This window comes from Aquibium sp. ELW1220 (assembly GCF_030398385.1).
Lineage (GTDB): Bacteria > Pseudomonadota > Alphaproteobacteria > Rhizobiales > Rhizobiaceae > Aquibium.
Map to the genome: position 1 here is coordinate 60,567 of NZ_JAOAOQ010000027.1, position 24,635 is coordinate 85,201.

Below are 24,635 nucleotides of genomic sequence, written 5' to 3' on the forward strand. Positions count from 1 at the left end.
GCGGCGCCCGGCCGCCGGACGATCGAGCGGGGCGAGAAATCCCGACGGAAACGCCGGCAGCCTACGTCCGGGGCCTGGTGTTCGGCGTCATGACTTCGTCCTTGTAGGGGAACCCTGCCCACTCGGCCGTCACGAAGTCGATCAGGCGCGCGAATGAGAAGTCCTTTCCGCCACCGAACGTCGGCATCCAGTCCGGATGGTGCCAGACCGACATCGCATCCTCGCGCAGGATACGCATGAGGACGGTGGCCACGAGAGTCCCGCCGACCGCGCCAAGCTTGCCGTTCGACTGTTCCGCACCTTCCTGGAGCAGGTAGTACCAGAGCGGCGTCTTCTCGATGTCCAGCTTCTCCATCACCTTTGTCCGCGCCAGCGGCTTCAGCCCCATCGCGCTTGCGACCTGTTGCCCGGACGGCAGTTCGAACGTGAACCGGTCCCGGAAGATGTTGCGCGCCGGCAGCATCTTCAGCTGTTCCGCGGTAAAGGTGAGATCGCCCGCCTCGATCGGCTTTGCCATGACGAAGGGCAGATCGAAGATTTCGGGGGTGAGGTCGAGGCCGACGGGCCGCGCACGTTGCGGCGCCTTCCCGCCCGGACGATCGAACATGGTCGCGAGATCGAAGTCCAGGGCCGCTTCCTTCCATCCGAAATGGGGAAGCCCCGGCTGGCCGTCGTTGGCGAACAGCAGGATCGTCTGGCCATTCGCGAGCACATACTCGCTCTGCACCGTCGCATGACCGAAGCGGTACGCCGCCACGGCGAACTCGATCGGGATGATCGCGGTGTCTTTCCCGAAGGGAGCCGGCAGATCCCCGGCGCGCAGCGTTTTCTCGACCGTCGCGAGAACTCCGGCATCGACGAAGGCCGGCAGGAACTCGCGCATGATCAGCCACTGATAGTGCCAGCGCACGATCTGCCGCGCGACGTTGAACGGGCTGGCGGTGAGTTCGGCGAAGGGACCGGTATACTTGCCGGGATTGCTCCGGACCTTGTGAAGGACGATGTTGGCGAACCTGATGAACAGTCCCTGCAGCGCCGCGATGATCGCATTTTCGTCGTTGCGCGGATCGCCGATGATGGCGCGTCCCTGATGGTTGCGCGGGAGATCGTTCGGATTGAACGCGTTGCCCATGTAGAGGAATCCGTCCTTGCCCTCGGCTTCCCAATAGAGCAGCGGCGTGCCGTCGGGGCCGGCGCCATAGACGCAGTCCAGATCGAGGGCGGGGGTGCGGACATTAGCGACCGTCTCCGGCGCCGTCGCCCGGCCCAGTTCGCTGACGACGTCGAGCGTGACGTCGTGGTCGACGAACTGTCCGAAGAAGGTGAGCCCCGCAGCGGCGGGACCTGCGACGTTTCCAGCAGTTCCACACAGGGACTCTGCGAGCTTGGCCAGACGCTTCAGCGCTTCCGGCCGTGAGGGCCTGTCGACCGGGTTCTTCGGCAGAAGGCGCCCGAAGAGCGGGTCGGTGACCCTGGCCTTCGGACGCGCAAGCAGCGCAGCCATCGGCCCGACCGCCAATGTCTGCGTGTGGACCTGGTCGAACATCAGCCTTTCGAGGCGTGTAAGCGTCATGCCGTGGGGATTCATCGGACCTCTCCGTTACGTCCTGCCCCGTGTTGTTGAAGCCACCAAGTTTCTTGTTATGGTTGTATCTGACAAGATACATTACTTCAGGTAGCATTCGCAAGCAACTCCTTCTCGCTGGACGCGCAATCGCCTGCGCATCGGGATGCCATTGACGACGCCCTACCCCACGCCTATCTCCGCCGCCTCAGGGGCCGGAAGCCCCCGCCGCCCGCAGGCGAGAGCCGTGGTGAAGCTTCCGAACATCATCGTTTCCCTGTCCAGCGACGGCCGAGACGGCAATGCGGGTCCCGTGTTCAAGACGGTCAGAACCGGCTGCAAGCCGATCGCGCGATAGGAGAACGACGATGACGACCCCTAAATCCGTGGTCACCCCGCCTGGCCGCGGCACAGACACTTACAAGGTGCAGGCCCGCCGCCTGCGCGAGGCCCTGGCATCCGACGGCGTGTCGGTCAGCCATGGCCGGGCGCTCGAACTCGTCGCAAGGCTGCAGGGCCTGCGCGACTGGAACACGCTGACTGCCGCCGCCGCGGCTTCGAGCGCTCCCGCAGGCGGTCTCACGCCGGCCGGGAGGGAGGGCGGCGCGCCCTTCACCGTCGGCGAACGCGTCGAGGGAACCTTCAACGGCAAGCCGGCGCGGGGCCACGTGTTCGGCATCGAGCAGACGATCAAGCCCGACCTGTGGCGCGCCACCATCGCCTTCGACCCGCCGGTCGACGTGGTGACCTCGCCGCTGTTCTCGTCGCTGCGCCGCCGCATCACGATGGTGATCGGCGCCGACGGACGCTCGCGCCGGCTGACGGGGACGGAGACCGGCGTGATGGCACTGAAAGCGGCAGCGGCCGGCTGATACCGCATGGGGCGCTGCACGAGAGTGTAGCGCCCCTTTGATTTGTTCGGACAAGGCGTATAAAGCGATCCCAGCCAGAAAGCCGCACCAGACCACGGGCCGAAAACGATGGACAAGTTCACCAAGCTCACGGGCGTCGCCGCGCCGCTGCCGATCATCAACGTCGACACGGACATGATCATCCCGAAGGACTACCTGAAGACGATCAAGCGCACGGGGCTCGGCACCGGCCTGTTCTCGGAGATGCGCTACAACGAGGACGGCACCGAGAACCCCGCTTTCGTGCTGAACAAGCCGGCCTACCGCAATGCGCAGATCCTGGTCGCGGGCGACAATTTCGGCTGCGGCTCCTCGCGCGAGCACGCGCCCTGGGCGCTGCTCGACTTCGGCATCCGCTGCGTGATCTCGACGTCCTTCGCCGACATCTTCTACAACAACTGCTTCAAGAACGGCATCCTGCCGATCACGGTCAGCCACGAAGACCTAGACAAGCTGATGGACGACGCCTCGCGCGGCGCCAACGCCACGCTGACGATCGACCTCGAGGCCATGGAAATCCGTGGCCCCGACGGCGGCGTGATCAAATTCGACCTCGACTCGTTCCGCCGCCACTGCATGCTCAACGGCCTCGACGACATCGGCCTGACCATGGAGAAGGCGCCGGCGATCGCCACCTACGAGAAGACGCTCGCCGAAAATCGTCCCTGGGCCTGAGCCGACCGCCGATGAAGCCCTTCGTCCCGCGGCGGCTCGAACCCATCGCCTTCGGTTTTCTTCTGTCGGGGATGATGTCCTGCGTCGTCTCCGGCCTGTCGACGGCCATCGCCTCGGGCATCCACGGCGCGTTCTTCCTGCGCTGGATGTCGGCCTGGGCCCCCTCCTGGGCCGTCGCCTTCCCCGCCGTGCTGGTGGTGGCGCCGCTGGTGCGGCGCATCCTGAAGCGCATCGTCGTCGCGTGAGCGGGCTGCGGCGCGCCACCGCGGCGCGGCTGGCGCAGCCGTTTGCGCTTGCGCGCGCGCGGACGCGGGGCTAGCAAAGCCGCGATTTCAAAGCTCAACGGAGACCTTCACCCATGGCGAAGCGCAAACTCCTCCTTCTGGCCGGCGACGGCATCGGCCCCGAGGCGATGGCGGAGGTGAAGAAGCTGATCGCGGCCATGAACGAGACGATGGGCGCCGGCTTCGAAACAGAGGAAGGCCTCGTCGGCGGCTGCGCCTACGACGCGCACGGCCAGGCGATCTCTGACGCGGACATGGCCAAGGCGATGGCGGCAGACGCGACGCTGTTCGGTGCCGTCGGCGGGCCGAAGTGGGACGGCGTTCCCTACGAGGTGCGCCCCGAGGCCGGCCTGCTGCGCCTGCGCAAGGACATGGAACTGTTCGCCAATCTGCGCCCGGCGATCTGCTATCCGGCGCTGGCGCAGTCTTCGTCGCTGAAGCCCGAGGTCGTCGAGGGTCTCGACATCCTGATCATCCGCGAGCTGACCGGCGGCGTCTATTTCGGCGAGCCGAAGACCATCACCGACCTCGGCAATGGCCAGAAACGTGCGATCGACACGCAGGTCTACGACACCTTCGAGATCGAGCGCATCGCGGGCGTCGCCTTCGAACTGGCGCGCACGCGCAGGAACAAGGTCTGCTCGATGGAAAAGCGCAACGTCATGAAATCCGGCGTGCTGTGGAACGAGGTGGTGACGGCCACCCACAAAGCGAAGTATCCCGACGTCGAACTGTCGCACATGCTGGCCGACGCCGGCGGCATGCAGCTCGTGCGCTGGCCCAAGCAGTTCGACGTGATCGTGACCGACAATCTGTTCGGCGACATGCTGTCGGACGTGGCGGCGATGCTGACCGGCTCGCTCGGCATGCTGCCGTCCGCCTCGCTCGGCGCGCCGGATGCCATGACGGGCAAGCGCAAGGCGCTCTACGAGCCCGTGCACGGCTCCGCACCCGACATCGCGGGCCAGGGCATCGCCAATCCGATCGCCATGATCGCCTCCTTCGCGATGTGCCTGCGCTACTCGTTCAACATGGTGGCCGAAGCCGACCGCCTGGAAGCGGCGATCGCCGCCGTGCTCGACGACGGCCTGCGCACGTCCGACATCATGTCCGACGGCATGACCAGGGTCGGCACCGTGCAGATGGGCGATGCGATCGTGGCGAAGTTCATGGCGCTGTCGGCCTGAGGACAGCGGAACGCTCGGCAACCAATCGAGGGCCGGCGCGGCGAAGCGCCGGCCTTTCGCGTTCCGGCGACCGACACGGCCGCCGGAGCCTCAGAGCACGCCGGGCGGCACCTCGCCCCATCTGTTGGCGTGTTTCTGCGAGGGGAACAGCGTGAAGACGAGGATGATCAGGCTGCCGACGGTCGGGATCAGCCCGAGCAGGGCGAACCAGCCGGACAGCCCGAGGTCATGGATGCGCCGTACGGTGACGGCGATGGACGGTACGATCATGGCCAGTGTGAAGAGACCGGTCAGGCTGATGAGGAAGATCGGCTCCTCGTCGTCGAGATTGCCGGTGACGCCGTCCAGGATTCCGCCGACTGCGACGAGCAGGACCATGGTGACCATGAAGAACAGGACAAAGCCCCAGTACTCCTTCCGGCGCGCGCGGCCGCGGAAGCGGGCGTAGTCGCCTGTGACGCAGGCCCTGAAATAGCCGAAGAGCGACAGGGCATCGGGCGAGGCCTCCGGACGGGGCGAGGTCGACGTCGCGGCCGTCCCGGCGGCGACGGGGGGCACGGCACCGCCGGGGCGCGTCTCGCGCGCGGCAACGGGCGCTGCGGCCGCGAACCCACCCTCGGGTTTGATGGCGCCAGCGCGGTTGCCCGTCGGCGCAAAGGCGATGCGTGTGCCCTTCTGCGGCGCGAAGCCGGGAGGCAGGTCCGCCCGGTCGAAATGATAGCGGTTGCCGTCGTCGCCACTGGCGAAGCCGATGCCGCGCTCGGCGTCGAAATAGAGAACGTCCCCCTTCACCGGCCCCTCGTCATTCCCTGATGGTCAATGCAGGATCGGGTGCGGGACGAGTCCTGTCAATCGCGCTCAGACGAAGCCGATGAAGCGGCCGGCGACGAGAACACCCGGCCACAGGATGAGCGAAGCGGCCGCGGAGAAGCGCTCGGCGCCGGAAAAACCATCGCGCCGGGCCTCGCCGTGGCCGTGCCCGGCGCGCAGGAAGAGTGCCAGGTTGAGCCCGGCCAGAACGATCAGCGCAAGCTTGAGCTGGAAGGCAGGGTTGAAGGCGTATTCGCTCGCACGGATCGAAAACAGCGCTAATCCCGTCGCGACCGTGCCGGCGAAGGCGCCGACTGCCAGCGGTCGGAGCGCGGCTACGAAGGGACGGGCGCCGAAGCGGGAAAACCGGCCAAGCACCCGCAGATCCATCAGGGCGACGACCGTCACCAGAATGCCGAGCGACAGGATGTGCAGCGCATTGACCAGCGGGTAGGCGACGAAGGAAGCGCGCAGCGCCGCCGCCGGCCGCAGGGTCTCGATCGCCTGCAGCATGTCGAGGAGCGGCTCTGTGTCCAAGTCGCGCGCGCTCTTGCCGCGGCGCCGCCGTCAGGACGGCGCGCGGTAGGGGTAGACGTCGTAGGTCTGGCCGCCGACGATGACGCGCACCGCCTTCATGCGGTTCTCGCCCTCGTCCTGCGAGCGGTTGCCGATGGCCGTCACCTCGTCGCCCACGCTCGCAACCTCCTCGGTGAAGCCGGCGGCAATGGTGCGCGAGGGCGGCGCCAGTTCGACGCGCCAGATCGTCCCCTCGACGTCGACGTCGATCGTGGCGTGCGGATTGCCGACATAGATGTCGGCGATAATGCCCTCGAGCTGGAAGAAGCCGTCCTGCGTCCACGACCAGCCATGGTGCGCCAGCGCGGCGGCGGGCGCGAGCAGGGCGAGCGTGAAACCGGCCGCGAAAGCGCGAAAGCGTCGTGATGAAATCCCGATCATTGCCATTCTCTCCAGGTACCTGTCTCGCACCAGACATGGGGCGTACGGCCGCGGGGTCAAATCACGCCGGGTTGATGTGCAGGGCCGCCGGTCGCGAGCCGTGACCGGTTTGCATCCTGATCGGCGCATGACTAGACCGGGTGCGATCGCGCGTGAAGCGCCTCGCGATCTTCCTGATTCGCTGCGCGCGCTTTGGACACGCTCTTTTTCTCGCATGCCTTCGTCCCAAAGCCGGTGCCCACGTTCGGAAGACATGCGCCAAGGAGCGGCAGGGAGCCTTCGGAGATGATTTCACGGGAGACGGCGTCGACGCAGGCGGAGCGGCTGAAGGAGGCCGCCGCGCAGCGGCTCGATCTGCTGGCCTTCAACACGCCGTCGGCCTTCCGCTTCGCCCGCCGTCGCCTCGCGGCGCGGACCGCCCTGCGGACCCGTCACGAGCCCTGGCGGCGCTTCGCGATGGTGTCGATCGCGCTCATCGCCCTGGCGGCCGCCTATTTCGATCCGGTCTTCGCCGCGCTGCCGCGGGAGTGGAGAAGTCCCGCCTACGGCTTCGGCCGGTTGATCACCGACGTCGGTCTCTCGGGGCCCTACCTGATTCCGCTCGCGCTCTTCCTGGTCTGGACCGCCACGGTCGACTGGTCGTCCTTCAGCCGCCGGTCGCGGCTGCACCTCTTCAACGGCACGGCGGCCGCCTGGTATGCCTTCGTCTCGATCGCCGGCTCAGGCCTGCTGACGACGGTGCTGAAGCAGCTGTTCGGCCGCGCGCGGCCGAAGCTCTCCGGCGAGTTCGGCGCGTTTCATTTCGATCCCTTCACGCTCGACGCGACCTATCTGAGCTTTCCGTCTGGTCACGCGACGACAGTGGGCGCCCTGTGCTTCTGCGTCGCGATCCTGTTTCCCCGCCTGCGGGTGGCCGCGATCGTCGCCGCCCTGTGGTTCGGCTTCTCGCGCGCGGTGGTCGGCGCGCACCATCCCAGCGACGTGGTGGCAGGCCTGCTGATCGGCGGGTGGTTTTCCTATTGGGTGGCGATCCGCTTCGGCAAGGCGGGGCTGGTGTTCCTCCTGCCGCAGCGGCGGATGCCGCAGCGGCGGCGCTCGTTCCACCTCCTTCCGCTCGCGGCCCACCGCTCCTTCCGGCGTCTTCTCCACCGGACGGAAGTGCAGGCGCACCGGATTGCCGGCAAGCGCATGAATGCGGTCTGATTGACTTTGCGGCACGGTTGTGGCTATGAGCGGCACGTTCTGCGGAGCATGACATGCGCGGCCTGACCATGGCTTTCCTTTCTTTCGGCCCGACCGGCTTCTTCGCCGGCTTCGGCCGCATGCGCGCGATCGTCTCCAGCACCAAAACCCCGGCCAAAACGACGACCACCACGGTCTGACCACCTCGGCCTGCTCGCCCCTCTCCCGGGTCCGGCCCGGGGAGAAACCCGCCAAGGCCGGCGGGTTCACAAATCCAGGCGAGAGGAGAGGGACAGGAGTTTCCACGATGGGTTTCAAGATCGCAGTAGCCGGCGCGACCGGCAATGTCGGGCGCGAGATGCTCAACATCCTCGAGGAGCGCGGCTTTCCGGTGGACGAGATCGTGCCGCTGGCCTCGCGCCGCTCGGTCGGCACGGAAGTGTCTTATGGCGACCGGACGCTGAAGGTGAAGGACCTCGCGACCTACGACTTTTCCGACACCGACATCTGCCTGATGTCGGCGGGCGGCAACGTCTCGAAGGAATACTCGCCGAAGATCGGCCGCCAGGGCTGCGTCGTGATCGACAATTCGAGCGCCTGGCGCTACGATCAGGACGTGCCACTGATCGTGCCGGAAGTGAACCCGGACGCGATCACCGGCTTCACCCGCAAGAACATCATCGCCAATCCGAACTGCTCGACCGCGCAGCTCGTCGTCGCGCTGAAGCCGCTGCATGACATCGCCAAGATCACGCGCGTCGTGGTGGCCACCTACCAGTCGGTATCCGGCGCGGGCAAGGACGGCATGGACGAGCTGTTCACGCAGACCCGCGCGGTCTACGTGGCCGATCCGGTGGAGAACAAGAAGTTCACCAAGCGTATCGCCTTCAACGTCATCCCCCACATCGACGTCTTCATGGAGGACGGCTACACGAAGGAAGAGTGGAAGATGATGGCCGAGACGAAGAAGATGCTCGACCCGAAGATCAAGCTCACCGCGACCTGCGTGCGCGTGCCGGTGTTCATCGGCCATTCCGAAGCGGTCAACATCGAGTTCGAGAACCCGATCTCGGCCGAGCAGGCGCGTGACATCCTGCGCGACGCCCCAGGCTGCCAGGTGATCGACAAGCACGAGGACGGCGGCTACATCACCCCGCTTGAATCGGCCGGCGAGGACGCGACCTTCATCTCGCGCATCCGCGAGGACATCACCGTCGAGAACGGCCTGTCGATGTGGATCGTTTCCGACAATCTGCGCAAGGGCGCTGCCCTCAACGCGGTTCAGATCGCCGAGCTGCTGGTCGCGCGCGGCCTGATCCAGCCGAAGAAGAAGGCGGCCTGACGCGTCGACGCGTTCGGGGACGTCTTTCGTCTCCCTCGCGTCCAAGCGGGGAGCGGAAAGGCCCGCCGGGCTACTGGCACATCCGGTAGCCGCCCCGACGCGCCGCCACGTCGAGGTGCAGATGGTCGTCGTGGAAAGGGTCCGACCCGGGGCCGAGAACCGTCGTGAAGTGCAGGCACGCGCCGGCCTGCACGGTGCGCTGGAACGCCTCCTCGATGTTGCCCTTCCCCTGGCGCGGGATGATCGCAAGAGGCTCGTGGCCCGCGAACTCGAAGCGGCTGACGTCGATGGCCCTGCCCGCGGCGTGTTCCGAGATCTTCGCTCCCGGCTGGCCGTTGCGGCCGCGGCAGACATAGGTCGACGCATGCGCGATACCTGACAGCGAAACGCCTTCGCCGAGCGCGCGGGCGGCCGGCTGCGCCACGTCGCGCACCCAGCCCGCGGTGGCGAGCGCGGCCGGGCAGGTCAGTCGCGTTTCGGGCTCCAGCGAGACGCCGGGGGCCGGTTCGGGCAGGTCGTAGGGCTGCGGCACGCCGCAGCCGCCCTCCCCCTTGACCGGATCCATGCGCATGAAGACGGCGCCGAGCCTGGTGAGTTCGGCTTCGCAGGCAGCGATCACGGCGTCGGACAGAGGCTCGGGCGGCGGCGCGACGGCGATCGGATCCGGCTTCTCTTCGGGGACTGCCGGCGCCGCGTCGTCATCCTTCGCCTGATCAGGATTCGTCGCGCTGTCGGGAACGACGGATCCGTCGGCACCTGCGGGCGACGGCGGCTTGGCGGTTTCGTCGTCGGCCCGCGCCGGCGAACGCGCCTCCGCCGGACGCGGATCGCCGGTCGGACGCGGCGCCTCGTCCGGGAGATCGACGGCGGCGGCGATGAGCAGCACCATGGGCAGCAGGAACAGTCGTCGCGGCAGTCTCATGGTCGTCGCGCCCCCTCGATCGGCTGATCGATCACAACGCGTTCGAGGCGGGATGGCTCCCCACCCTTCGCCGGCTCTCGGCCGACGATGCACGGAGCGGCGGCGTCAGAAGCCGAAGAAGGTGCTGCCGATCCAGTAGGCCGCGAAGACGAGCAGCAGCGGCAGCGACAGATCGACGATCCTGCGACCGAAGCCCTTGAGCGGCTTTTCCAGGGGCGGGGCTGATCTTGCCGGTTCCCAGCCGATGTCCTTGGTCATGCGAAGGCCTCCTCTGGCAATCATTCCCCGAGTGACCTTGCGGCAAGCGGATTAACCATTGCTTGCCGAGGACGCGCAGAATCGCGGCATCGGGCGGTTCGAGATCGAGTCGAGGCGCGGCTGACTTTTTTCGGCGTCAGACGATGCGCGAACGCTCGGAATCGTCCTGCGTCCGCCGAGCCGCGTCCGCCTTATCCAGTCAGCTGCCGATGTCGTCGTCGGTTCTGCGCTTGTGGGCGGCCAGCGCCATCAGCCGGCGGTCGCGCCAGACCTGGCGCTCCGCCAGCCGGTCGGCGGGCAGCTTCGCGCGGCGGTCGGCCTCGACCGTTTCCAGCACCGGGCCGGCCCAATCCACCCGGCGCTGCATCTGGTGGAACATGGTTTCGTAGATGCCCTGATAGCGCTCGACATAGTCCCTCACGCCTGCCGGCGCGTTGAGGTCGATCGTCTCGAACGGCCCCATGAAGGACCAGCGCAGTGCAAGCCCGTCGCGGATGCCGATGTCGACGTCCTCGATGCTGGCATAGCCGTCGGCGACCAGCCGGAACGCCTCCTCGAGCAGCGCGCCCTGGAGCCGGTTCATGATGAAACCGTCGAGCTCGCGCTTCATCACCAGCGGCGCATGTCCGGCGGCCACCAGGAGCGCGCGCGTGCGCTCGACCGTTTCGGGCGAGGTCCAGGGGGCGGGCACCACTTCCGCCGCCGGAATGAGATAGGGCGGGTTGAGCGGGTGCACGACCAGACAGCGATGGCGTCCGGCGAGATGCTCCGTGAAGCTCGACGGCAGCAGCGCCGAGGTGGAACTGGCGATGACGGCGTCGGCGTCCGCGAGGCCGTCGATGAGGGAAAACACCTCGCGCTTGACGTCGCGCTTCTCGGGCGTGTTCTCCTGGACGTGGACGGCACCGGCCAGCGCCTCGCCGATGTCGGCGGTGACGGAGATCCGCGCCAGCACTGCCTCGGGCGACTGACCGCGCAGCAGGTCGTTGGCCTCGAGGTCGCCGAGCACGCCCTCGATGAAGCCGCGGGCGCCCGCCGTCGCCGCCGCGACCTGATCCCACATCGCGACCTCGTTGCCCGCCCGCGCGAAACTGATCGCCCAGGCGCGCCCGATGAAGCCGCTGCCGATGATTGCAACCTTTGCCATGGAAATCCTCCCGAAGACCCTCCGGGTAGCGCGCGCCGGACGTCCTGTCGACGGGGAACGACAGCGAGGCTGCAAATCCATCCTTGTGATGGAGCGCGCAGGCTGACGCGTGCATGATCCGACGGACCCTGGTCACGCCCAACGCGGGTGCCATTTCATTGCCTTACGGCAACTGCGGCGATATGGGTGCGCAAGGTTTCGGTAGATCAGCACCCATTCGCCGGAGTGTCCAATGCTCGGTACACTTGCAAAGGCAGTCGTCGACACCTTGTCGGCCGATCCGGATCGACCTGTCATCTCCGGAGAGGCGGACCTGACCGCGGGCGAACTGCTGGCGCGATCGGCCGGCTTCGCGACAATGCTGAAAGCCCATGGCTGCGGCCAGGACAGCCGGGTCGCGCTCTACCTGCAGTCGAACGTCGACCTGCTCGCGGGGATGATCGGCAGCTGGATGGTCGGCGCCTGCGTGCTGATGATGGACTTTCGCACGCCGGGCGCGCAGCGATCGGCCCTGGCCGGGCGGATCGGCGCGTCGCTTTCGGTCGAAGGGCGACGCATGCCGAAGGCGCCCGATGACTATCCGTGGGCTCCCTTCGACGAGACCTGGCGCCAGCCTGCGCCTTGGGCGGACTACGCCAACGACGTCAATCCGCGAAACTCGTTCGCCGTCTGCGCCCTCTCGTCCGGGACGACCGGGCTGCCGAAGATCTACCTCCAGAGCCACGACGTCATCATGGGCCGGATGAAACACGGCGTCGCACCGCGGCGCCCCGCCGACGGTCCGTTTCTGGCACCCATGAGCCTGTCGATCTCGGCGACCCGCGCCCGGGTGCTGAACGCCCTGATCAGCGGCGGGCGTATCCACTTCACGCCGCCGATGGCTTCGGCCGGGGAACTGATAGAGACGCTGTCGGCGACACGCGCCGCGGGAACGGCGCTGCCGCCGAGTATCATCGCCACGATGGTCAAGGAGATCGGGGAGCGGTCCGAACCCTATTTCCCGCATCTGCAGCTGCTGCGCAGCAGCGGCGGGCCGGCGCGGCCGCAGGACAAGATCGCCGCCTATCGCTGCCTTTCGCCCGGCTACCGCATGGCCTATTCGTCCAACCTGACCGGGACGGCGACCATGCTGGCCGGCGAGGACGTGCTGAGGCTGCCCGAAACGGTTGGGCGGCCGATCAACGGCGTCACCATCGAGATCATCGACCCGGCAACGGGGGTCTCCCTGCCGCGCGGGGTCGCGGGCCTGATCAAGGTCGTCACGCCCTACATCAGCGACGTGACGATCGAAGCCGATACCGGCCGATCGGAAGGCCGAGAGCAGCGCGGGGCCGACTGGGGGATCGCGGGCGACATCGGGAGCCTCGACGAGGACGGCTTCCTGACGATCGTCGGGCGCGACGCGGACATGATCATCCGCGGCGGCGTCAACGTTTCGCCGCAGGAGATCGAGGCGATCCTGATCCAGCACCCCCTGATCCAGGACGCCGCCGTGGCAGGGATCGAGGATCCGGTCTATGGCCAGGAGATCGTCGCTGCCATCGTCTGCAGCGGTGGCGACGAACAGGCGTTCCGCGCCTTCTGCATCCGCAGCCTCGCCCCGGACAAGCGACCGCGCATCATCAGGATTGTCGAGAGCCTGCCATACAACGCCAGCGGCAAGCTGGTGCGTTCGGCGGTGGCCGCGATGTTTTCAAGAGAGGGCTGACAAGGCCGTCTCGAGCAGACTGCGCGGCCACGGCGTCGAGATCAGCCGGTCGAAGACCAGGTGGACGACGAGCGCCACCATGGCGCCACCCAAGGCGGAGCGCGCAAGACTTTCGCCGCCCCACCGCATCGTCGCGGCGACGAGCAGGCCGCTCGAAAGAAGGGGGCCGAACAGGAACAGACCGGCAAGGAAGGCCGGTATTCCGACGACAACCGCGCCACCGGCCCGGACAGGAACCGGATCCGCAGCCGCGCTCGCCGGGACGACACCGGAACCGCAGGCTCGCCGCTGGATAAGCACCCTGACGAGCATGGCGGCGGCGACGAGGAGGAGGAAGACGGCCGTGATCGACGGGAACAGGGCCGCCTCGGCCGGCAGGGCCCGCGCCGTGAGCAGCACAAAGCCGGCGATCGAGAACACCACGATGGCGTTCCAGACGCTTCCGGGCGGCGGCGACGGCTGCGTGTCATCCCGCCGGCCCCGGCCGGACAGATGCCAGAGGATCTGGACGGCCAGAAGCAGGACCACGAGCAGGAAGCTCGGCCGCAGGAATGTCGACCAGCCGAAGATCTGCCAGGACAGGAAGAAGTTCCGCTCCACCAGTTCACCCAGCACGAAGCCCAGCGCGAGTGCCGGCCGTGGCCATTCGCGGGCCTTCATCAGCATGCCGACGACGCCGAAGCAGGCCAGCACCACGACGTCCTGGACGCTCGCCGACGACTGGAAGGCGCCGAGGATGACGAAGACGAGGGCGATCGGCCCGATGATGTGCGAGCCGACCGTGGCGACGCGCGACAGCGGCCGGGACAGGCCCAGGCACAGGCCCGCGCCGATGACGTTCGCCATGGCGAGGCTGAAGATCATCGCCACCGTGACCGAAGCGTTGGCTTCCAGCATGTGCGGACCCGGCACGATCCCGTGCACGATCAGCGCGCCGAGCAGGAGCGCCGTGCCTGCGCCACCGGGAATCCCGAGCGCGATGGTGGGGATGAGCGAGCCGCCATCGGTGGCATTGTTGGCGCTTTCCGGTCCGATGACGCCGCGGATGTTGCCTTCCCCGAAGGCCGGGCCGTCGCCGCGACGACGCCTGGCAAAGCCGTAGGCGATCCAGCTGACGACCGAGAGCCCGACGCCGGGAAGGGCGCCGAGCAGCGCTCCGATGCCGCTGCACTGCAGCACCAGCCGCCACTCGCGAAGCGTGTCACCGATCCCTTCCCGCACCCCGGTCGTCACGCCCGTTCCGGGCTCGGCGATCGACCGCCTCGACATCATCGAAGCGACCTCAGGGATACCGAAGAGGCCGAGGAAGAGTGCGCCGAGCGGCAGGCCGTCCCAGAGGTAGACCTGGCCGAAGGTCCAGCGGTGTGCAGCGGTCTGGTCGTCGACGCCGACGAAGGAAAGGATGAGACCAGCGCCCGCGGCGGCGAAACCTTTCAGCGGGTCGCGGCCGACCAGCAGCGCGACGAGCGAAAGCCCGAGCAGCGTGATCGCCAGGAAGTCGGGCGTGCGCAGCATGAGCAGCAGCGGCTTCAGGAGCGGCAGGCTGATCGCCAGGACGAGCGCGCCGAACAGGCCGCCGAGCATGGAAGCCGAATAGGCCGCGCCCAGCGCGCGCCCAGCCTCGTTGCGCTTTGCCAGTGCATGCCCGTCGACGACCGTCGCCATCGATCCGACCGTGCCCGGAACGCCGATGAGAACGGCCGGGATGGTGTCCGACGTCGTCGTCACCGAGGACATGCCGAGAAGCAGCGCGATGGCCGAATAGGCATCGAGACCGAAGGAAAGGGGGATCAGCAGCGCCATGCCGAACAGCCCGCCGATGCCCGGGATCACGCCGATGACGAGGCCCGCGCAGACGCCGGCGAACAGCATCGCCAGCCGCAGGGGCTCGAGCATTTCGGCCAGGGCCGTCGTGATGACGTCCATCGCGGTGCTCGTGCGGGCTCTTCGCCGCTACCGGATCAGTTCCCGGGCGCGCGCGATCGTCTCCGGCGGGCTGGCATAGTAGCCCTTCACCAGTTCGTCGATCCGCGCTCCGCCGGTCGCCGAAATCTCGACCTTCAGCGCCTCCGCTTCGGCCAGGAAGGCCGGGTCGCGGACCATCCGGTCGAAGGCCGCGCGATAGGTCGCGACGATCTCCGGCGAAGCGGCCGACGGAAGCAGGAGCGGATGGTGGAAGGTCAGCGTTCCCGTGATGGCCTGTATCGCGTCCCGATCGCGCTGCGACGCGGCCAGATCGGAGAGGAGCGGAACCTTCGCCGTGTCCGTGGCCGCATCGGCCACGACCGTCAGGATGACGTTCACGCTGTCGAGTAACCCCATGGACCGAAGCGAAGAATAGGTCGCGCTACAACGCCCGGCGATCTCGCCGCGCTCGATAGCCGCATCGATGTCGTTGATGCCCTGAAAACCGGTCACGATGGTGAAGCGGGCGCCGAGGATGGCCTTGACCACTGCCGCATGCAGGTAGGTTGTACTGGCCTTGCCCGACGCCCCGATCAGGATGTCGCCGGTGCGGAAGTCGTCCACGGTCACCACGCCGCTCTTCCTCCCGGTGATGCAGACGGACGCCTCGTTTCGAAGCCCGCCGATCCAGCGGAACTCGGACACCCGCAGCTGCTGCATGGCGGGATCGAGAAGCGGTGCGGTGGCCATGGTGGGGCCGACCATGCCGATGACGGAACCGTCGCCGGGCTCGGAATCCTGCAACATCTCCGTCAGCTTCAGGCTGCCGCCGCCGGGCACGTTCTGCACGACGAAGGACGGATTTCCGTCGAGATGCTTTCCAAGATGGCGCGCCACCAGTCGCCCGGAGAGGTCGAACCCGCCGCCTGCCGGATAACCGATCTTCAGCGTTATCGTCTCGCCTGCAAGGGCCGGCACCGCGAGCAGCGCAGCCAGGCCCACGGCCACCATCACACACGAAAACCTGCGCAGCATCGCCATCGTCCCCCTGGTGCCCCGGCCTCGGCGCGCTTTCCCGTCACGACCGTGACGCGAACAAGCCGTTGGATGGCGCACGACCCCGCACACCCTAGACCGCCCTCCCCGCGTGTCGCAAGCCGCTGCTGCCGCTTGCGCGCGCAGTGACGGCGAGCGGGCGGCGTCGCAGTCACCGGCGAGGCAGGCGGATCCCGTCGGTAGGTCGCATCCTCTGCGATCGCATCACAGGGCGATTGACATGAGGTACGTACCTCATCTAGCTTCCCTTACGTCGGCGCTCGGCGCCCATACGGGAGGATCAATCATGAGACGTGCCCATCTGGCGGCCACAGCCGCCTTGTCGATAACGGCTGCCTTGTCCGCAACGAACGCGCAGGCTGCCGACCTCACTCTGTGCTGGGCTGCCTGGGACCCGGCCAACGCGCTGGTGGAACTGTCCAAGGAGTTCGAGGCGCAATCCGGCCACACGATGAAGTTCGAGTTCGTGCCCTGGCCCAACTTCGCCGACCGCATGCTCAACGAGCTCAACTCGGGCGGCAAGCTCTGCGGTCTGATGATCGGCGACAGCCAGTGGATCGGCGGTTCGGCCGAGAACGGCCACTACGTCAAGCTCAACGACTTCTTCGATGCCAACGGCATCAAGATGAGCGACTTCATCGACGCCACGGTGACCGGCTATTCGGAATGGCCGAAGAACACGCCCAACTACTGGGCCCTGCCCGCCTTCGGCGACGTCGTCGGCTGGACCTACCGCAAGGACTGGTTCGAGAAGCCGGAACTGCAGGCCGCCTTCAAGGAAAAGTACGGCCGCGACCTCGGCGTACCGGCGACCTTCGCCGAGCTGAAGGATATCGCCGAGTTCTTCCAGGGCCGCGAGGTCGACGGAAAGACGGTCTACGGCGCCTCGATCTACACCGAGCGCGGCTCCGAGGGCATCACCATGGGCGCCATGGACGTGCTCTACTCCTTCGGCTTCAGGTACGAGAACCCCGACAAGCCCTACGACATGGACGGCTTCGTCAACGGACCGGGTGCGGTCGCAGGTCTCGAGTACTACAAGGCGCTCTACGACTGCTGCACGCCGCCCGGCTCGTCCAACGGCTACATGTCGGAAGGCATCGACGCCTTCAAGTCGGGCCAGGTCGCGCTGCAGATGAACTTCGCCTTCACCTGGCCGGGCTTCGAGAGCGACGCGAACGTGGGCGGCGGCAAGACGGGCTATTTCGTCAACCCGGCCGGCCCCGACGGCGACCAGTTCGCCCAGCTCGGCGGTCAGGGCATCTCGGTCGTTTCCTACTCCGAGAAGCAGGACGCCGCGCTCGAATACATCAAGTGGTTCGCCCAGCCGGCGGTGCAGGCCAAGTGGTGGGAAATGGGCGGCTTCTCCTGCCTGAAGGCGGTGACGCTCGACCCGGCCTTCCCGCAGAGCCAGCCCTATGCGCAGACCTTCCTCGACTCGATGGCCGTGGTGAAGGATTTCTGGGCCGAGCCGAGCTATGCGACACTGCTGCAGGCCAGCCAGCGCCGCTTCCACGACTATGTCGTCGCCGGCAACGGCACGGCCAAGGAGGCGCTCGACGGGCTCGTGGCCGACTGGACCGAAACCTTCGAGGACGATGGCAAGCTCTAGCCGCCGGCCTCACCGACCATCCCGGGCGGGGCCGACCCGCTCCGCCCGGGTTCAAAGCGATCATCCAGAACGGGCCTGGCCGTCATGACCGACGACATCATCAGCCGCGAGCGGGCCGCCGCGCCGGGCGCGCTGCGGCGCCGGATAGGCGGTCTCTCCGACCGCGCGCTGGCCTGGATCTTCATCGTTCCGACGATCCTGCTGCTGCTCGCCATCAACATCTTTCCGCTGATCTGGACGATCAGGCTGAGCCTCACCAACTACCGCGCCAACCGCACCAATGCCGAACTCGAATGGGTCGGCCTGCGCAATTACGAGCGCATCCTGACAGATCCCGACATCTGGAACTCGATGCAGGCGACGGCGCATTTCCTGGTCTGGACGCTGGTCTTCCAGGTGCTGATCGGCTTTTCGCTCGCCTACCTGATCAACAAGAAGTTCAAGGGCAACGATCTCTGGACGACGATCATCGTCCTGCCCATGATGCTCTCGCCCGCGGTGGTGGGCAATTTCTGGACCTTCCTCTACCAGCCGCAGATCGGCCTGTTCAACTACGTGGTGGCCTTCGTCTCGGGCGTCGACCCGTCCTCCTTCTCGATGATCGGCGACGTCAGGCTTGCACCCTGGTCGATCGTCATCGTCGACACCTGGATGTGGACGCCCTTCGTGATGCTGATCTGCCTCGCCGGTCTGCGCTCGATCCCCGACTACATCTACGAAGCGGCCGAGGTGGATCGGGCGTCCCGGTGGCGCCAGTTCTGGACCATCACCATCCCCATGGTGCTGCCCTTCCTGATGCTCGCCGTGCTGTTTCGCGGCATCGAGAACTTCAAGATGTTCGACCTCGTGGTGCAGCTCACCGGCGGCGGCCCGGGCAGCATCACGGAGCTGACCTCGATCAACCTCAAGCGCGAGGCCTTCGAGAAGTGGCGGACAGGCTATTCCTCCGCCTATGCAATCATCCTGTTCGTGACGGTTTTCGGCCTCGCCTCGATCTACGTGAAGGCGCTGAACAAGGTGAAGGAACGATGAACCATTCCGTCACCGAGCCGTCCCGGCTGCAGAAATGGTGCGCCGGCATCCTCGTCGTCGGCTATGCGCTGGTGACGATCATGCCGCTGGCCTGGATCATCGCCACAGGCTTCAAGTCGCCCGGCGACGCCATCGCCTATCCGCCGAAGCTGATCTACGAGCCGACGCTGGAAGGCTACGTCAACCTGTTCACCACCCGCTCGCGGGCGACGCCGGAGACGCTGGCCCAGCTCGGCCCGCCGGAGACCTGGTACGACGCCATCGTGCGCCAGTACGACATGGTGATCTCAGGACCCAGCCGCTATGGCGAGCGCTTCGTCAACTCCGTCATCATCGGCTTCGGCTCCACCTTCCTGTCGATCTTCCTGGGCACGCTGGCGGCCTACGCCTTCTCGCGCTTCAAGGTGCCGCTGAAGGACGACCTGATGTTCTTCATCCTGTCGACGCGCATGATGCCGCCGATCGCGGTGGCGATCCCGATCTTCCTGATGTTCCGCCAGCTCGGCCTGTCGGACACCCATCTCGGCATGATCCTGCTCTACACGGCGGTGAACCTGTCGCTCTCGGTCTGGCTGCTCAAGGGCTTCATCGACGAGATCCCGGTCGAATACGAGGAGGCGGCGCTGATCGACGGCTACACACGCTTCCAGGCCTTCTACAAGGTGGTGCTGCCGCAGGCGACGACCGGCATCGCCTCCACCGCCATCTTCTGCCTGATCTTCGCCTGGAACGAATATGCATTCGCCGTGCTCCTGACCTCGGGCACCGCGCAGACTGCGCCACCCTTCATCCCCACCATCATCGGCGTCGGCAAGGACTGGCCGGCGGTGGCGGCGGGCGCCACGCTGTTCCTGGTGCCGGTGATGGTCTTCACCATCCTCCTGCGCAAGCACCTGTTGCGCGGCATCACCTTCGGCGCGGTGCGCAAATGAGAGGCTTCGTCAACGGCCTGATCCGCCTGCGCCGCGGCCCATGGGAAACGGTCGCGACCGTGCTGATCGCGGCGGGCGTCGTCATGCTCATGCAGCCCTTCGCGCTCGCGGCCTATACCTGGTCCTTCGCGGTGACGCTGACCGGCACGGTGATGTTCATCGTCGTCAGCCATTTTCCGGAATGACCGGCATGACCGACGTCCTCGCCCCCGAGATACCTCCCGCGGTCTGCGCCGCTTTCGATGCCTTTCCGGCGCCGGCCCGGTACCGGCTGCTGGAGCTGCGCCGGATCGTCTTCCGCGTGGCGAAGGAGAAAGGCGTCGGCCCCTTGACCGAAACGCTCAAATGGGGCGAACCCGCCTACCTCACCGAGGCCACGCGTGCAGGAACGACGATCCGTCTCGGTTGGCATCGCAACACGCCTGACCACGTCGCGATCTACGTGAACTGCCGAACCAACCTCGTGGACCGCTTCAGAGCGACCTTCTTCGATGCGGTGGAATGCGCCGGCAACCGCGCGCTGCTGCAGCGGATCGACGGCCCCACAGAGACGGGCATCCTGGCGATCTGCATCGGGATGGCGCTGACCTACCACCACGACAAGGCCGTCGAAGGCGTTTGTGCACATGGCTGAAATCGTGATCCGCAACCTGCGCAAGGAGTTCGGCAGCTTCACCGCCGTCAAGGGGTCGAGCTTCACCATCGCCGATGGCGAGTTCTTCATGCTGCTCGGCCCGTCGGGCTGCGGCAAGACGACGACGCTGCGCATGATCGCCGGGCTGGAGCTGCCGACCTCCGGGCAGATCCTTCTCGACGGCAAGGACGTTGCCAACATGCGGGCGAGCGCACGCGACATCGCCTTCGTGTTCCAGATGTTTGCGCTCTACCCGCACATGAACGTGCGCCGCAACATCTCCTACCCGCTGGTCAGCCAGGGCGTGCCGCGCGCCGAGGTCCGCACGCGGGTGGCCGAGATCGCCCGCATCCTCGGCATCGAGGCGATTCTCGACCGGCCGGTGGGCGGACTGTCGGCCGGCGACCGCCAGCGCGTCGCGCTCGGCCGCGCCATCGTGCGCCGGCCCAAGGCCTTCCTGATGGACGAGCCGCTCGGGGCGCTCGACGCGGAGTTCCGCGAGCACATGGCCGAGGAGCTGCGCGCCCTGCACGACCGCATGGGCGCCACCACCGTCTACGTCACCCACGACCAGCTCGAGGCCATGCAGATGGGCGACAAGATCGTCGTCATGAACCATGGCGTGGTCGAACAATGGGGCACGCCGCAGGACATCTACGACGAGCCGGCGACATTGTTCGTGGCCGAGTTCATCGGCTCGCCGCCGATGAATTTTCTGCGATTCGACGCGGCCGTGCCCGAAGGCGCGACCAGCGTGTGGCTGTCGGGCGTCGAGATCCCGGTGCCGCTGGCGAAGGAAGCGACCCGTGGGGCGAAGGCCGTGCTCGGCGTGCGGCCGGAGCACGTCCGGCTCGACGACTCGGCACCTTACCGCGGCGGTGTGGTGGCCGCCGAGTATCTCGGCACGACGCAGATCGTCACGCTCGACACGCCCAACGGCATCGTCAAGGCGCGCATCGCCTCGTCCGAAAGCGTGCATGTGGGCGAGCCCGTCGGCCTGACCTTCAACACGCAGACGCTGTCGCTCTTCGACGCCGGCACCGGGATTGCGCTTGCCGTCGAACGGCCGATGCGGCGCGGCGCGCAGCCGCGGGAGAACGCCCATGGCTGACGTCGTTCTCAGGGGCGTCTCCAAGGCCTTCGGCGCGACCGTCGCCGTCGACGCCATGGATCTCTCCGTGCCCGACGGCGCTTTCGTCGTGCTGCTCGGCCCCACGGGCGCGGGCAAGACCACGACGCTGCGCCTCATCGCCGGGCTGGAGAGGCCGGATTCGGGAGAGATCTCGATCGGCGGGCGCAGCGTAGTTTCCGACACGCCCGCCGAGCGCAACGTCGCGATGGTGTTCCAGCAGTATTCGCTCTATCCGCATCTGACCGTGCGCCAGAACCTCGCCTTCCCCCTCCAGTCGCCGCTGCTGCGCACGCCCCCGGACGTGATCGAGCGGCGCATCCGGGAGGTCGCGGAGGTGCTGCGGATCGCCCACAAGCTGGACAACAAGGCGACCGCACTCTCGGGCGGCGAGATGCAGCGCGTCTCGATCGGCCGCGCGCTGGTGCGCAAGCCGCAGGTCTTCCTGATGGACGAGCCGCTGTCGTCGCTGGACGCCAAGCTGCGCGCCGACCTGCGCATCGAACTGAAACGCATCCAGGCCGACCTCGGCGCAACGGTGATCTACGTCACCCACGACCAGATCGAAGCCATGACCATGGCCACCCATGTCGGCGTGCTCGATGCCGGCCGGCTGGTACAGTTCGGCACGCCGCGCGCGATCTACGAGGCGCCGGTCAGCCTCACCGTCGCGCAGCGCCTCGGCCAGCCGCGCATCAACACCCTGCCCGCCACGCTGTTTGGCCAGGCGCCGGCCGGTGCCGCCTTCATCGGCCTGCGGCCCGAGCACATCCGCCAGGACGCGGCGGACGGGCGCGAGGCCCGCGTGACGCGCGTCGAGCATCTCGGCGACCAGACGCGCCTGCATCTCGTCGTCGACGGCCACCCGGTGGTGACGCTTGCCGACCCGCACACGCCGCTGCTACCCGGCGCCACGCTGCGCATCGCGCCGAACGACCCGCTCTTTTTCGCCGCCGACGGCACCCGTATCGCTTGAGGAGAAGCCGCATGACCCAGTTTTTCAACAACAAGGACACGGTGGTCGTGGAGGCGCTCGACGGCTTCCTGCGCGGCGCGGGCGGGCGGATCGCCAGGCTCGATGGCTATCCGCACATCAAGGTCGCGGTGCGCACCGACTGGGACCGCTCCAAGGTCGCCATCGTCTCGGGCGGCGGCTCCGGCCACGAGCCCGCCCATGCCGGCTTCGTCGGCCAGGGCATGCTGACGGCCGCCGTCTGCGGCGACGTCTTCGCCTCGCCTTCGGTCGATGCCGTGCTCGCCGCCATCCTGACCGTGACCGGCAAGGCCGGCTGCCTGCTGATCGTCAAGAACTACACCGGCGACCGGCTGAACTTCGGCCTGGCTGCCGAGCGGGCGCGCACCTTCGGCCTGTCGGTCAACATGGTGATCGTCGACGACGACGTGGCGCTGCCCGACCTGCCGCAGGCGCGCGGCGTGGCCGGCACGCTGTTCGTCCACAAGATCGCCGGCGCGCTGGCAGAGGCCGGCGAGAGCCTCGAAGCCGTCACCGCGGCAGCGCGGCGCACCATCGACGGCGTCATCTCGATCGGCATGTCGCTCGACACCTGCACCATCCCGGGCTCGCCCAAGCACGACCGCATCGCGGCCGGCTTCGCCGAGCTCGGCCTCGGCATTCATGGCGAAGCCGGCGCCGAGCAGGTGGTCTTCGAGAATGCGCGCCAGGCGATGGAGATGGTGATCGACCGGCTCGCCGCGCGATTGAAGCCCGGCCCGCACGTGGCGCTGCTCAACAATCTCGGCGGCGCGACGCAGCTCGAGATGTCGGTGCTCGCCGAGGAACTCGCACGCTCGCCCATTGCCGACCAGATCCGCTTCATCGTCGGGCCGGCGGCGATGATGACATCCCTCGACATGCAGGGCTTCTCGCTCTCGCTGATGCCGCTGACCAAGGAAGCCGAAGCCGCCCTCCTGGCGAAGGTGGCGCCATGGGCCTGGCCGGGGCTCGCCCCCTTCGGCAAGGTGGAGGTGATGCCCCTGCCCGACGGGCTGACGCCGATCCAGCCGATGCCTTCGGCGCATCCGGACCGGCGGGCGCTGCTCAAGTCGTGCTGCGACATCCTGATTGCCGCCGAGGCCGACCTCAACGTGCTCGATTCGCGCGCGGGCGACGGCGACACCGGCACCACGCTCGCCACCGCCGCGCGGGCTCTGGTGGCCGCCCTCGACCGCCTGCCGCTCGCCGACCTCACCCAGCTCTACCGGGCGATCGGCATGGAACTGTCGCAGACCATGGGCGGCTCGTCGGGCGTGCTGCTCGCCATCTTCTTCACCGCCGCGGGCGATGCCTCGGCCGGCGGCAAGGACTGGATCTCGGCGCTGAAGGCGGGGCTGGCGCGGATCCGCCAGGTGGGCGGTGCCGAGCCCGGCGACCGGACGATGATCGACGCGCTGGTGCCGGCGCTCGAGACCCTGCCGGAGGGCGTCGCCGCAGCGGCGGCGGCGGCACGCGCGGGCGCCGATGCCACCGGTGGCATGCGCAAGGCCAAGGCCGGACGCGCCAGCTATATTTCCGAGGACCGCCTGAAGGGCGTCAACGATCCCGGCGCCGAGGCGGTGGCGCGGCTGCTGGAGAAGCTGCGCGACGGGACCGCCGCGACGGCCTAGCGGCAGGCCGCGGCGCCCGTTGCAACGGCCGCGGCCGGAGGACTCACACGCGCCTTCCCTGCACGTCGTCGTCCCGGACGGAGCAGTCCGACGGCCATCGCGCAGATCCGAGGATTCCCGCCGCGAGCGGGGTCGACGAGCGGGATGATGGAGAAGGGGCGGCGACCTGCAGGACTGTTCTGCATTGGATCGCCCGGCGGAAACGGCGAGGCATGGATCCCGGATACGCCGTCCTTCGCTGCGCTCGGACGTCGTTCCGGGATGACGAAGGCGGTGCGGCGCCAGGCGAAGGCGAGGGCGGTCCCGATGCCGGCCGCCACACCCGCGTCATTCCGGAAGACGAACCGCACGGAGCGGCTGTCCGGAACCTGTTCCGTGACGCGGATCGTGTCGAGGTCCCTCCCGCGGAGGTCACGGAATCGATTCCGGATCCGGCCGCCTCCGCTGCGCTCGGCATGCGGTCCGGAATGACGCGATCGCGGGGGCTGTCCAGGGTGCAGCCACTTCGGCGGGCCTGATGCTCGGGCGCGATCGCGAGCGTGCCGAAGGGGAGCCTCGACGGATTCAACGAGGTTACCGGTGCTACAGAGTTGCTGACGAAGAGAAGTGGCGCGGACCTGGCGAAGGGTGCAGCCACCCCGGGGGTCCTCATCAAGTCAGTTGCGCTTCGAGTTGTGCGAGCCTTGCGTTTGCGATGACGACGATCTTTCGCATGACGGCTGTGAGTGCGAGGCGCTTCGGTTTTCCGGCCTCGACGAGGCGC

Annotated in this window: 25 protein-coding genes and 1 pseudogene; 16 read left to right on the forward strand and 10 right to left on the reverse strand. The window is 67.5% G+C overall.

What is annotated here, in order from left to right; all coding sequences use genetic code 11:
• Nucleotides 1-61: 61 nt before the first annotated feature.
• Nucleotides 62-1,588: a peroxidase family protein gene (locus N1F91_RS21210; protein WP_289995227.1), complete on the reverse strand. Its 1,527-nt coding sequence runs from the start codon at nucleotides 1,586-1,588 to the stop codon at nucleotides 62-64.
• A gap of 344 nt (nucleotides 1,589-1,932) precedes the next feature.
• Here N1F91_RS21210 and N1F91_RS21215 point away from each other — a divergent pair, with 344 nt between their 5' ends.
• The 4 genes from N1F91_RS21215 (at nucleotide 1,933) to leuB (ending at nucleotide 4,621) form a co-directional block, all read left to right on the forward strand.
• The gene (locus N1F91_RS21215) at nucleotides 1,933-2,436 is read left to right on the forward strand and encodes a glyoxalase superfamily protein (RefSeq protein WP_289995229.1); all 504 of its coding nucleotides are present in this window, start codon (nucleotides 1,933-1,935) and stop codon (nucleotides 2,434-2,436) included.
• A gap of 108 nt (nucleotides 2,437-2,544) precedes the next feature.
• Complete coding sequence (gene leuD, locus N1F91_RS21220; RefSeq protein ID WP_289995231.1) at nucleotides 2,545-3,150, forward strand: 3-isopropylmalate dehydratase small subunit; 606 nt, start codon at nucleotides 2,545-2,547, stop codon at nucleotides 3,148-3,150.
• 11 nt (nucleotides 3,151-3,161) lie between these two features.
• Entirely contained in the window at nucleotides 3,162-3,395 is a 234-nt protein-coding gene (locus tag N1F91_RS21225; RefSeq protein WP_289995233.1) for a DUF2798 domain-containing protein, read from the forward strand.
• Nucleotides 3,396-3,508: 113 nt separating this feature from the next.
• Complete coding sequence (gene leuB, locus N1F91_RS21230) at nucleotides 3,509-4,621, forward strand: 3-isopropylmalate dehydrogenase (protein ID WP_289995235.1); 1,113 nt, start codon at nucleotides 3,509-3,511, stop codon at nucleotides 4,619-4,621.
• A 90-nt stretch (nucleotides 4,622-4,711) separates the two neighbouring features.
• On the opposite strand, the gene N1F91_RS21235 is transcribed toward leuB, so the two are convergent.
• The 3 genes from N1F91_RS21235 to N1F91_RS21245 all read right to left on the reverse strand — a co-directional run bounded on the left by N1F91_RS21235 (nucleotide 4,712) and on the right by N1F91_RS21245 (nucleotide 6,388).
• Nucleotides 4,712-5,413: a DUF805 domain-containing protein gene (locus tag N1F91_RS21235; protein WP_289995236.1), complete on the reverse strand. Its 702-nt coding sequence runs from the start codon at nucleotides 5,411-5,413 to the stop codon at nucleotides 4,712-4,714.
• Nucleotides 5,414-5,479: 66 nt separating this feature from the next.
• On the reverse strand, nucleotides 5,480-5,968 hold the full coding sequence (locus N1F91_RS21240; RefSeq protein WP_289995237.1) for a hypothetical protein: 489 nt from the start codon (nucleotides 5,966-5,968) through the stop codon (nucleotides 5,480-5,482).
• 30 nt (nucleotides 5,969-5,998) lie between these two features.
• Nucleotides 5,999-6,388, reverse strand: a complete 390-nt coding sequence (locus N1F91_RS21245) for a DUF6152 family protein (protein ID WP_289995238.1) — start codon at nucleotides 6,386-6,388, stop codon at nucleotides 5,999-6,001.
• A 285-nt stretch (nucleotides 6,389-6,673) separates the two neighbouring features.
• Here N1F91_RS21245 and N1F91_RS21250 point away from each other — a divergent pair, with 285 nt between their 5' ends.
• The 3 genes from N1F91_RS21250 to N1F91_RS21260 all read left to right on the forward strand — a co-directional run bounded on the left by N1F91_RS21250 (nucleotide 6,674) and on the right by N1F91_RS21260 (nucleotide 8,912).
• Nucleotides 6,674-7,591, forward strand: a complete 918-nt coding sequence (locus tag N1F91_RS21250; RefSeq protein WP_289995239.1) for a phosphatase PAP2 family protein — start codon at nucleotides 6,674-6,676, stop codon at nucleotides 7,589-7,591.
• A 53-nt stretch (nucleotides 7,592-7,644) separates the two neighbouring features.
• On the forward strand, nucleotides 7,645-7,770 hold the full coding sequence (locus tag N1F91_RS21255) for a hypothetical protein (RefSeq protein ID WP_289995240.1): 126 nt from the start codon (nucleotides 7,645-7,647) through the stop codon (nucleotides 7,768-7,770).
• 107 nt (nucleotides 7,771-7,877) lie between these two features.
• Nucleotides 7,878-8,912, forward strand: a complete 1,035-nt coding sequence (locus tag N1F91_RS21260) for an aspartate-semialdehyde dehydrogenase (RefSeq protein WP_289995243.1) — start codon at nucleotides 7,878-7,880, stop codon at nucleotides 8,910-8,912.
• 70 nt (nucleotides 8,913-8,982) lie between these two features.
• On the opposite strand, the gene N1F91_RS21265 is transcribed toward N1F91_RS21260, so the two are convergent.
• The 3 genes from N1F91_RS21265 to N1F91_RS21275 all read right to left on the reverse strand — a co-directional run bounded on the left by N1F91_RS21265 (nucleotide 8,983) and on the right by N1F91_RS21275 (nucleotide 11,239).
• Nucleotides 8,983-9,834 (reverse strand): extensin family protein, encoded by an 852-nt coding sequence (locus tag N1F91_RS21265; RefSeq protein WP_289995245.1) that lies wholly within the window; start codon nucleotides 9,832-9,834, stop codon nucleotides 8,983-8,985.
• A 105-nt stretch (nucleotides 9,835-9,939) separates the two neighbouring features.
• Complete coding sequence (locus N1F91_RS21270) at nucleotides 9,940-10,092, reverse strand: hypothetical protein (RefSeq protein WP_289995246.1); 153 nt, start codon at nucleotides 10,090-10,092, stop codon at nucleotides 9,940-9,942.
• Nucleotides 10,093-10,291: 199 nt separating this feature from the next.
• Nucleotides 10,292-11,239 carry a 3-hydroxyacyl-CoA dehydrogenase gene (locus tag N1F91_RS21275; RefSeq protein WP_289995249.1) on the reverse strand — a complete coding sequence of 316 codons (948 nt, stop codon included), beginning with the start codon at nucleotides 11,237-11,239 and terminating at the stop codon, nucleotides 10,292-10,294.
• A 232-nt stretch (nucleotides 11,240-11,471) separates the two neighbouring features.
• On the opposite strand from N1F91_RS21275, the gene N1F91_RS21280 reads away from it, so the two are divergent.
• The gene (locus N1F91_RS21280; protein WP_289995251.1) at nucleotides 11,472-12,947 is read left to right on the forward strand and encodes a class I adenylate-forming enzyme family protein; all 1,476 of its coding nucleotides are present in this window, start codon (nucleotides 11,472-11,474) and stop codon (nucleotides 12,945-12,947) included.
• Here N1F91_RS21280 and N1F91_RS21285 read toward each other — a convergent pair.
• Nucleotides 12,933-14,873, reverse strand: a complete 1,941-nt coding sequence (locus tag N1F91_RS21285) for a tripartite tricarboxylate transporter permease (protein ID WP_289995252.1) — start codon at nucleotides 14,871-14,873, stop codon at nucleotides 12,933-12,935. The genes N1F91_RS21280 and N1F91_RS21285 overlap by 15 nt on opposite strands.
• A gap of 27 nt (nucleotides 14,874-14,900) precedes the next feature.
• A complete protein-coding gene (locus N1F91_RS21290) occupies nucleotides 14,901-15,887 on the reverse strand; it encodes a hypothetical protein (RefSeq protein ID WP_289995254.1) in 987 nt (328 codons plus the stop codon).
• Between the two features lie 307 nt (nucleotides 15,888-16,194).
• Here N1F91_RS21290 and N1F91_RS21295 point away from each other — a divergent pair, with 307 nt between their 5' ends.
• The 8 genes from N1F91_RS21295 (at nucleotide 16,195) to N1F91_RS21330 (ending at nucleotide 23,872) form a co-directional block, all read left to right on the forward strand.
• Nucleotides 16,195-17,520 carry an ABC transporter substrate-binding protein gene (locus tag N1F91_RS21295; protein ID WP_289995255.1) on the forward strand — a complete coding sequence of 442 codons (1,326 nt, stop codon included), beginning with the start codon at nucleotides 16,195-16,197 and terminating at the stop codon, nucleotides 17,518-17,520.
• An 84-nt stretch (nucleotides 17,521-17,604) separates the two neighbouring features.
• Nucleotides 17,605-18,552 (forward strand): sugar ABC transporter permease, encoded by a 948-nt coding sequence (locus tag N1F91_RS21300; protein WP_289995256.1) that lies wholly within the window; start codon nucleotides 17,605-17,607, stop codon nucleotides 18,550-18,552.
• Nucleotides 18,549-19,484, forward strand: a complete 936-nt coding sequence (locus N1F91_RS21305; protein WP_289995259.1) for a carbohydrate ABC transporter permease — start codon at nucleotides 18,549-18,551, stop codon at nucleotides 19,482-19,484. The genes N1F91_RS21300 and N1F91_RS21305 overlap by 4 nt, the downstream gene beginning before the upstream one ends.
• Nucleotides 19,481-19,669 (forward strand): hypothetical protein, encoded by a 189-nt coding sequence (locus N1F91_RS21310; protein ID WP_289995260.1) that lies wholly within the window; start codon nucleotides 19,481-19,483, stop codon nucleotides 19,667-19,669. The genes N1F91_RS21305 and N1F91_RS21310 overlap by 4 nt, the downstream gene beginning before the upstream one ends.
• Before the next feature lie 5 nt (nucleotides 19,670-19,674).
• The gene (locus N1F91_RS21315) at nucleotides 19,675-20,118 is read left to right on the forward strand and encodes a DUF1801 domain-containing protein (RefSeq protein WP_289995261.1); all 444 of its coding nucleotides are present in this window, start codon (nucleotides 19,675-19,677) and stop codon (nucleotides 20,116-20,118) included.
• Complete coding sequence (locus N1F91_RS21320) at nucleotides 20,111-21,229, forward strand: ABC transporter ATP-binding protein (protein WP_289995263.1); 1,119 nt, start codon at nucleotides 20,111-20,113, stop codon at nucleotides 21,227-21,229. The genes N1F91_RS21315 and N1F91_RS21320 overlap by 8 nt, the downstream gene beginning before the upstream one ends.
• Nucleotides 21,222-22,223 carry an ABC transporter ATP-binding protein gene (locus N1F91_RS21325; RefSeq protein ID WP_289995265.1) on the forward strand — a complete coding sequence of 334 codons (1,002 nt, stop codon included), beginning with the start codon at nucleotides 21,222-21,224 and terminating at the stop codon, nucleotides 22,221-22,223. Before N1F91_RS21320 ends, N1F91_RS21325 begins: the two co-directional genes overlap by 8 nt.
• Nucleotides 22,224-22,234: 11 nt before the next feature.
• Nucleotides 22,235-23,872, forward strand: a complete 1,638-nt coding sequence (locus N1F91_RS21330; RefSeq protein WP_289995266.1) for a dihydroxyacetone kinase subunit DhaK — start codon at nucleotides 22,235-22,237, stop codon at nucleotides 23,870-23,872.
• A 651-nt stretch (nucleotides 23,873-24,523) separates the two neighbouring features.
• Here the strand turns inward: N1F91_RS21330 and N1F91_RS21335 are convergent.
• Nucleotides 24,524-24,635, reverse strand: a pseudogene (locus N1F91_RS21335) (IS110 family transposase); the annotation flags it as partial.

Excerpts from the sequence above, each read along its gene's own strand:
- N1F91_RS21210 (WP_289995227.1), bottom strand. The coding sequence starts at position 1,588 with ATGAATCCCCACGGCATGACGCTTACACGCCTCGAAAGGCTGATGTTC.
- N1F91_RS21215 (WP_289995229.1), top strand. The coding sequence starts at position 1,933 with ATGACGACCCCTAAATCCGTGGTCACCCCGCCTGGCCGCGGCACAGAC.
- leuD (WP_289995231.1), top strand. The coding sequence starts at position 2,545 with ATGGACAAGTTCACCAAGCTCACGGGCGTCGCCGCGCCGCTGCCGATC.
- N1F91_RS21225 (WP_289995233.1), top strand. The coding sequence starts at position 3,162 with ATGAAGCCCTTCGTCCCGCGGCGGCTCGAACCCATCGCCTTCGGTTTT.
- leuB (WP_289995235.1), top strand. The coding sequence starts at position 3,509 with ATGGCGAAGCGCAAACTCCTCCTTCTGGCCGGCGACGGCATCGGCCCC.
- N1F91_RS21245 (WP_289995238.1), bottom strand. The coding sequence starts at position 6,388 with ATGATCGGGATTTCATCACGACGCTTTCGCGCTTTCGCGGCCGGTTTC.
- N1F91_RS21250 (WP_289995239.1), top strand. The coding sequence starts at position 6,674 with ATGATTTCACGGGAGACGGCGTCGACGCAGGCGGAGCGGCTGAAGGAG.
- N1F91_RS21255 (WP_289995240.1), top strand. The coding sequence starts at position 7,645 with ATGCGCGGCCTGACCATGGCTTTCCTTTCTTTCGGCCCGACCGGCTTC.
- N1F91_RS21260 (WP_289995243.1), top strand. The coding sequence starts at position 7,878 with ATGGGTTTCAAGATCGCAGTAGCCGGCGCGACCGGCAATGTCGGGCGC.
- N1F91_RS21265 (WP_289995245.1), bottom strand. The coding sequence starts at position 9,834 with ATGAGACTGCCGCGACGACTGTTCCTGCTGCCCATGGTGCTGCTCATC.
- N1F91_RS21270 (WP_289995246.1), bottom strand. The coding sequence starts at position 10,092 with ATGACCAAGGACATCGGCTGGGAACCGGCAAGATCAGCCCCGCCCCTG.
- N1F91_RS21275 (WP_289995249.1), bottom strand. The coding sequence starts at position 11,239 with ATGGCAAAGGTTGCAATCATCGGCAGCGGCTTCATCGGGCGCGCCTGG.
- N1F91_RS21280 (WP_289995251.1), top strand. The coding sequence starts at position 11,472 with ATGCTCGGTACACTTGCAAAGGCAGTCGTCGACACCTTGTCGGCCGAT.
- N1F91_RS21285 (WP_289995252.1), bottom strand. The coding sequence starts at position 14,873 with ATGGACGTCATCACGACGGCCCTGGCCGAAATGCTCGAGCCCCTGCGG.
- N1F91_RS21290 (WP_289995254.1), bottom strand. The coding sequence starts at position 15,887 with ATGCTGCGCAGGTTTTCGTGTGTGATGGTGGCCGTGGGCCTGGCTGCG.
- N1F91_RS21295 (WP_289995255.1), top strand. The coding sequence starts at position 16,195 with ATGAGACGTGCCCATCTGGCGGCCACAGCCGCCTTGTCGATAACGGCT.
- N1F91_RS21300 (WP_289995256.1), top strand. The coding sequence starts at position 17,605 with ATGACCGACGACATCATCAGCCGCGAGCGGGCCGCCGCGCCGGGCGCG.
- N1F91_RS21305 (WP_289995259.1), top strand. The coding sequence starts at position 18,549 with ATGAACCATTCCGTCACCGAGCCGTCCCGGCTGCAGAAATGGTGCGCC.
- N1F91_RS21310 (WP_289995260.1), top strand. The coding sequence starts at position 19,481 with ATGAGAGGCTTCGTCAACGGCCTGATCCGCCTGCGCCGCGGCCCATGG.
- N1F91_RS21315 (WP_289995261.1), top strand. The coding sequence starts at position 19,675 with ATGACCGACGTCCTCGCCCCCGAGATACCTCCCGCGGTCTGCGCCGCT.
- N1F91_RS21320 (WP_289995263.1), top strand. The coding sequence starts at position 20,111 with ATGGCTGAAATCGTGATCCGCAACCTGCGCAAGGAGTTCGGCAGCTTC.
- N1F91_RS21325 (WP_289995265.1), top strand. The coding sequence starts at position 21,222 with ATGGCTGACGTCGTTCTCAGGGGCGTCTCCAAGGCCTTCGGCGCGACC.
- N1F91_RS21330 (WP_289995266.1), top strand. The coding sequence starts at position 22,235 with ATGACCCAGTTTTTCAACAACAAGGACACGGTGGTCGTGGAGGCGCTC.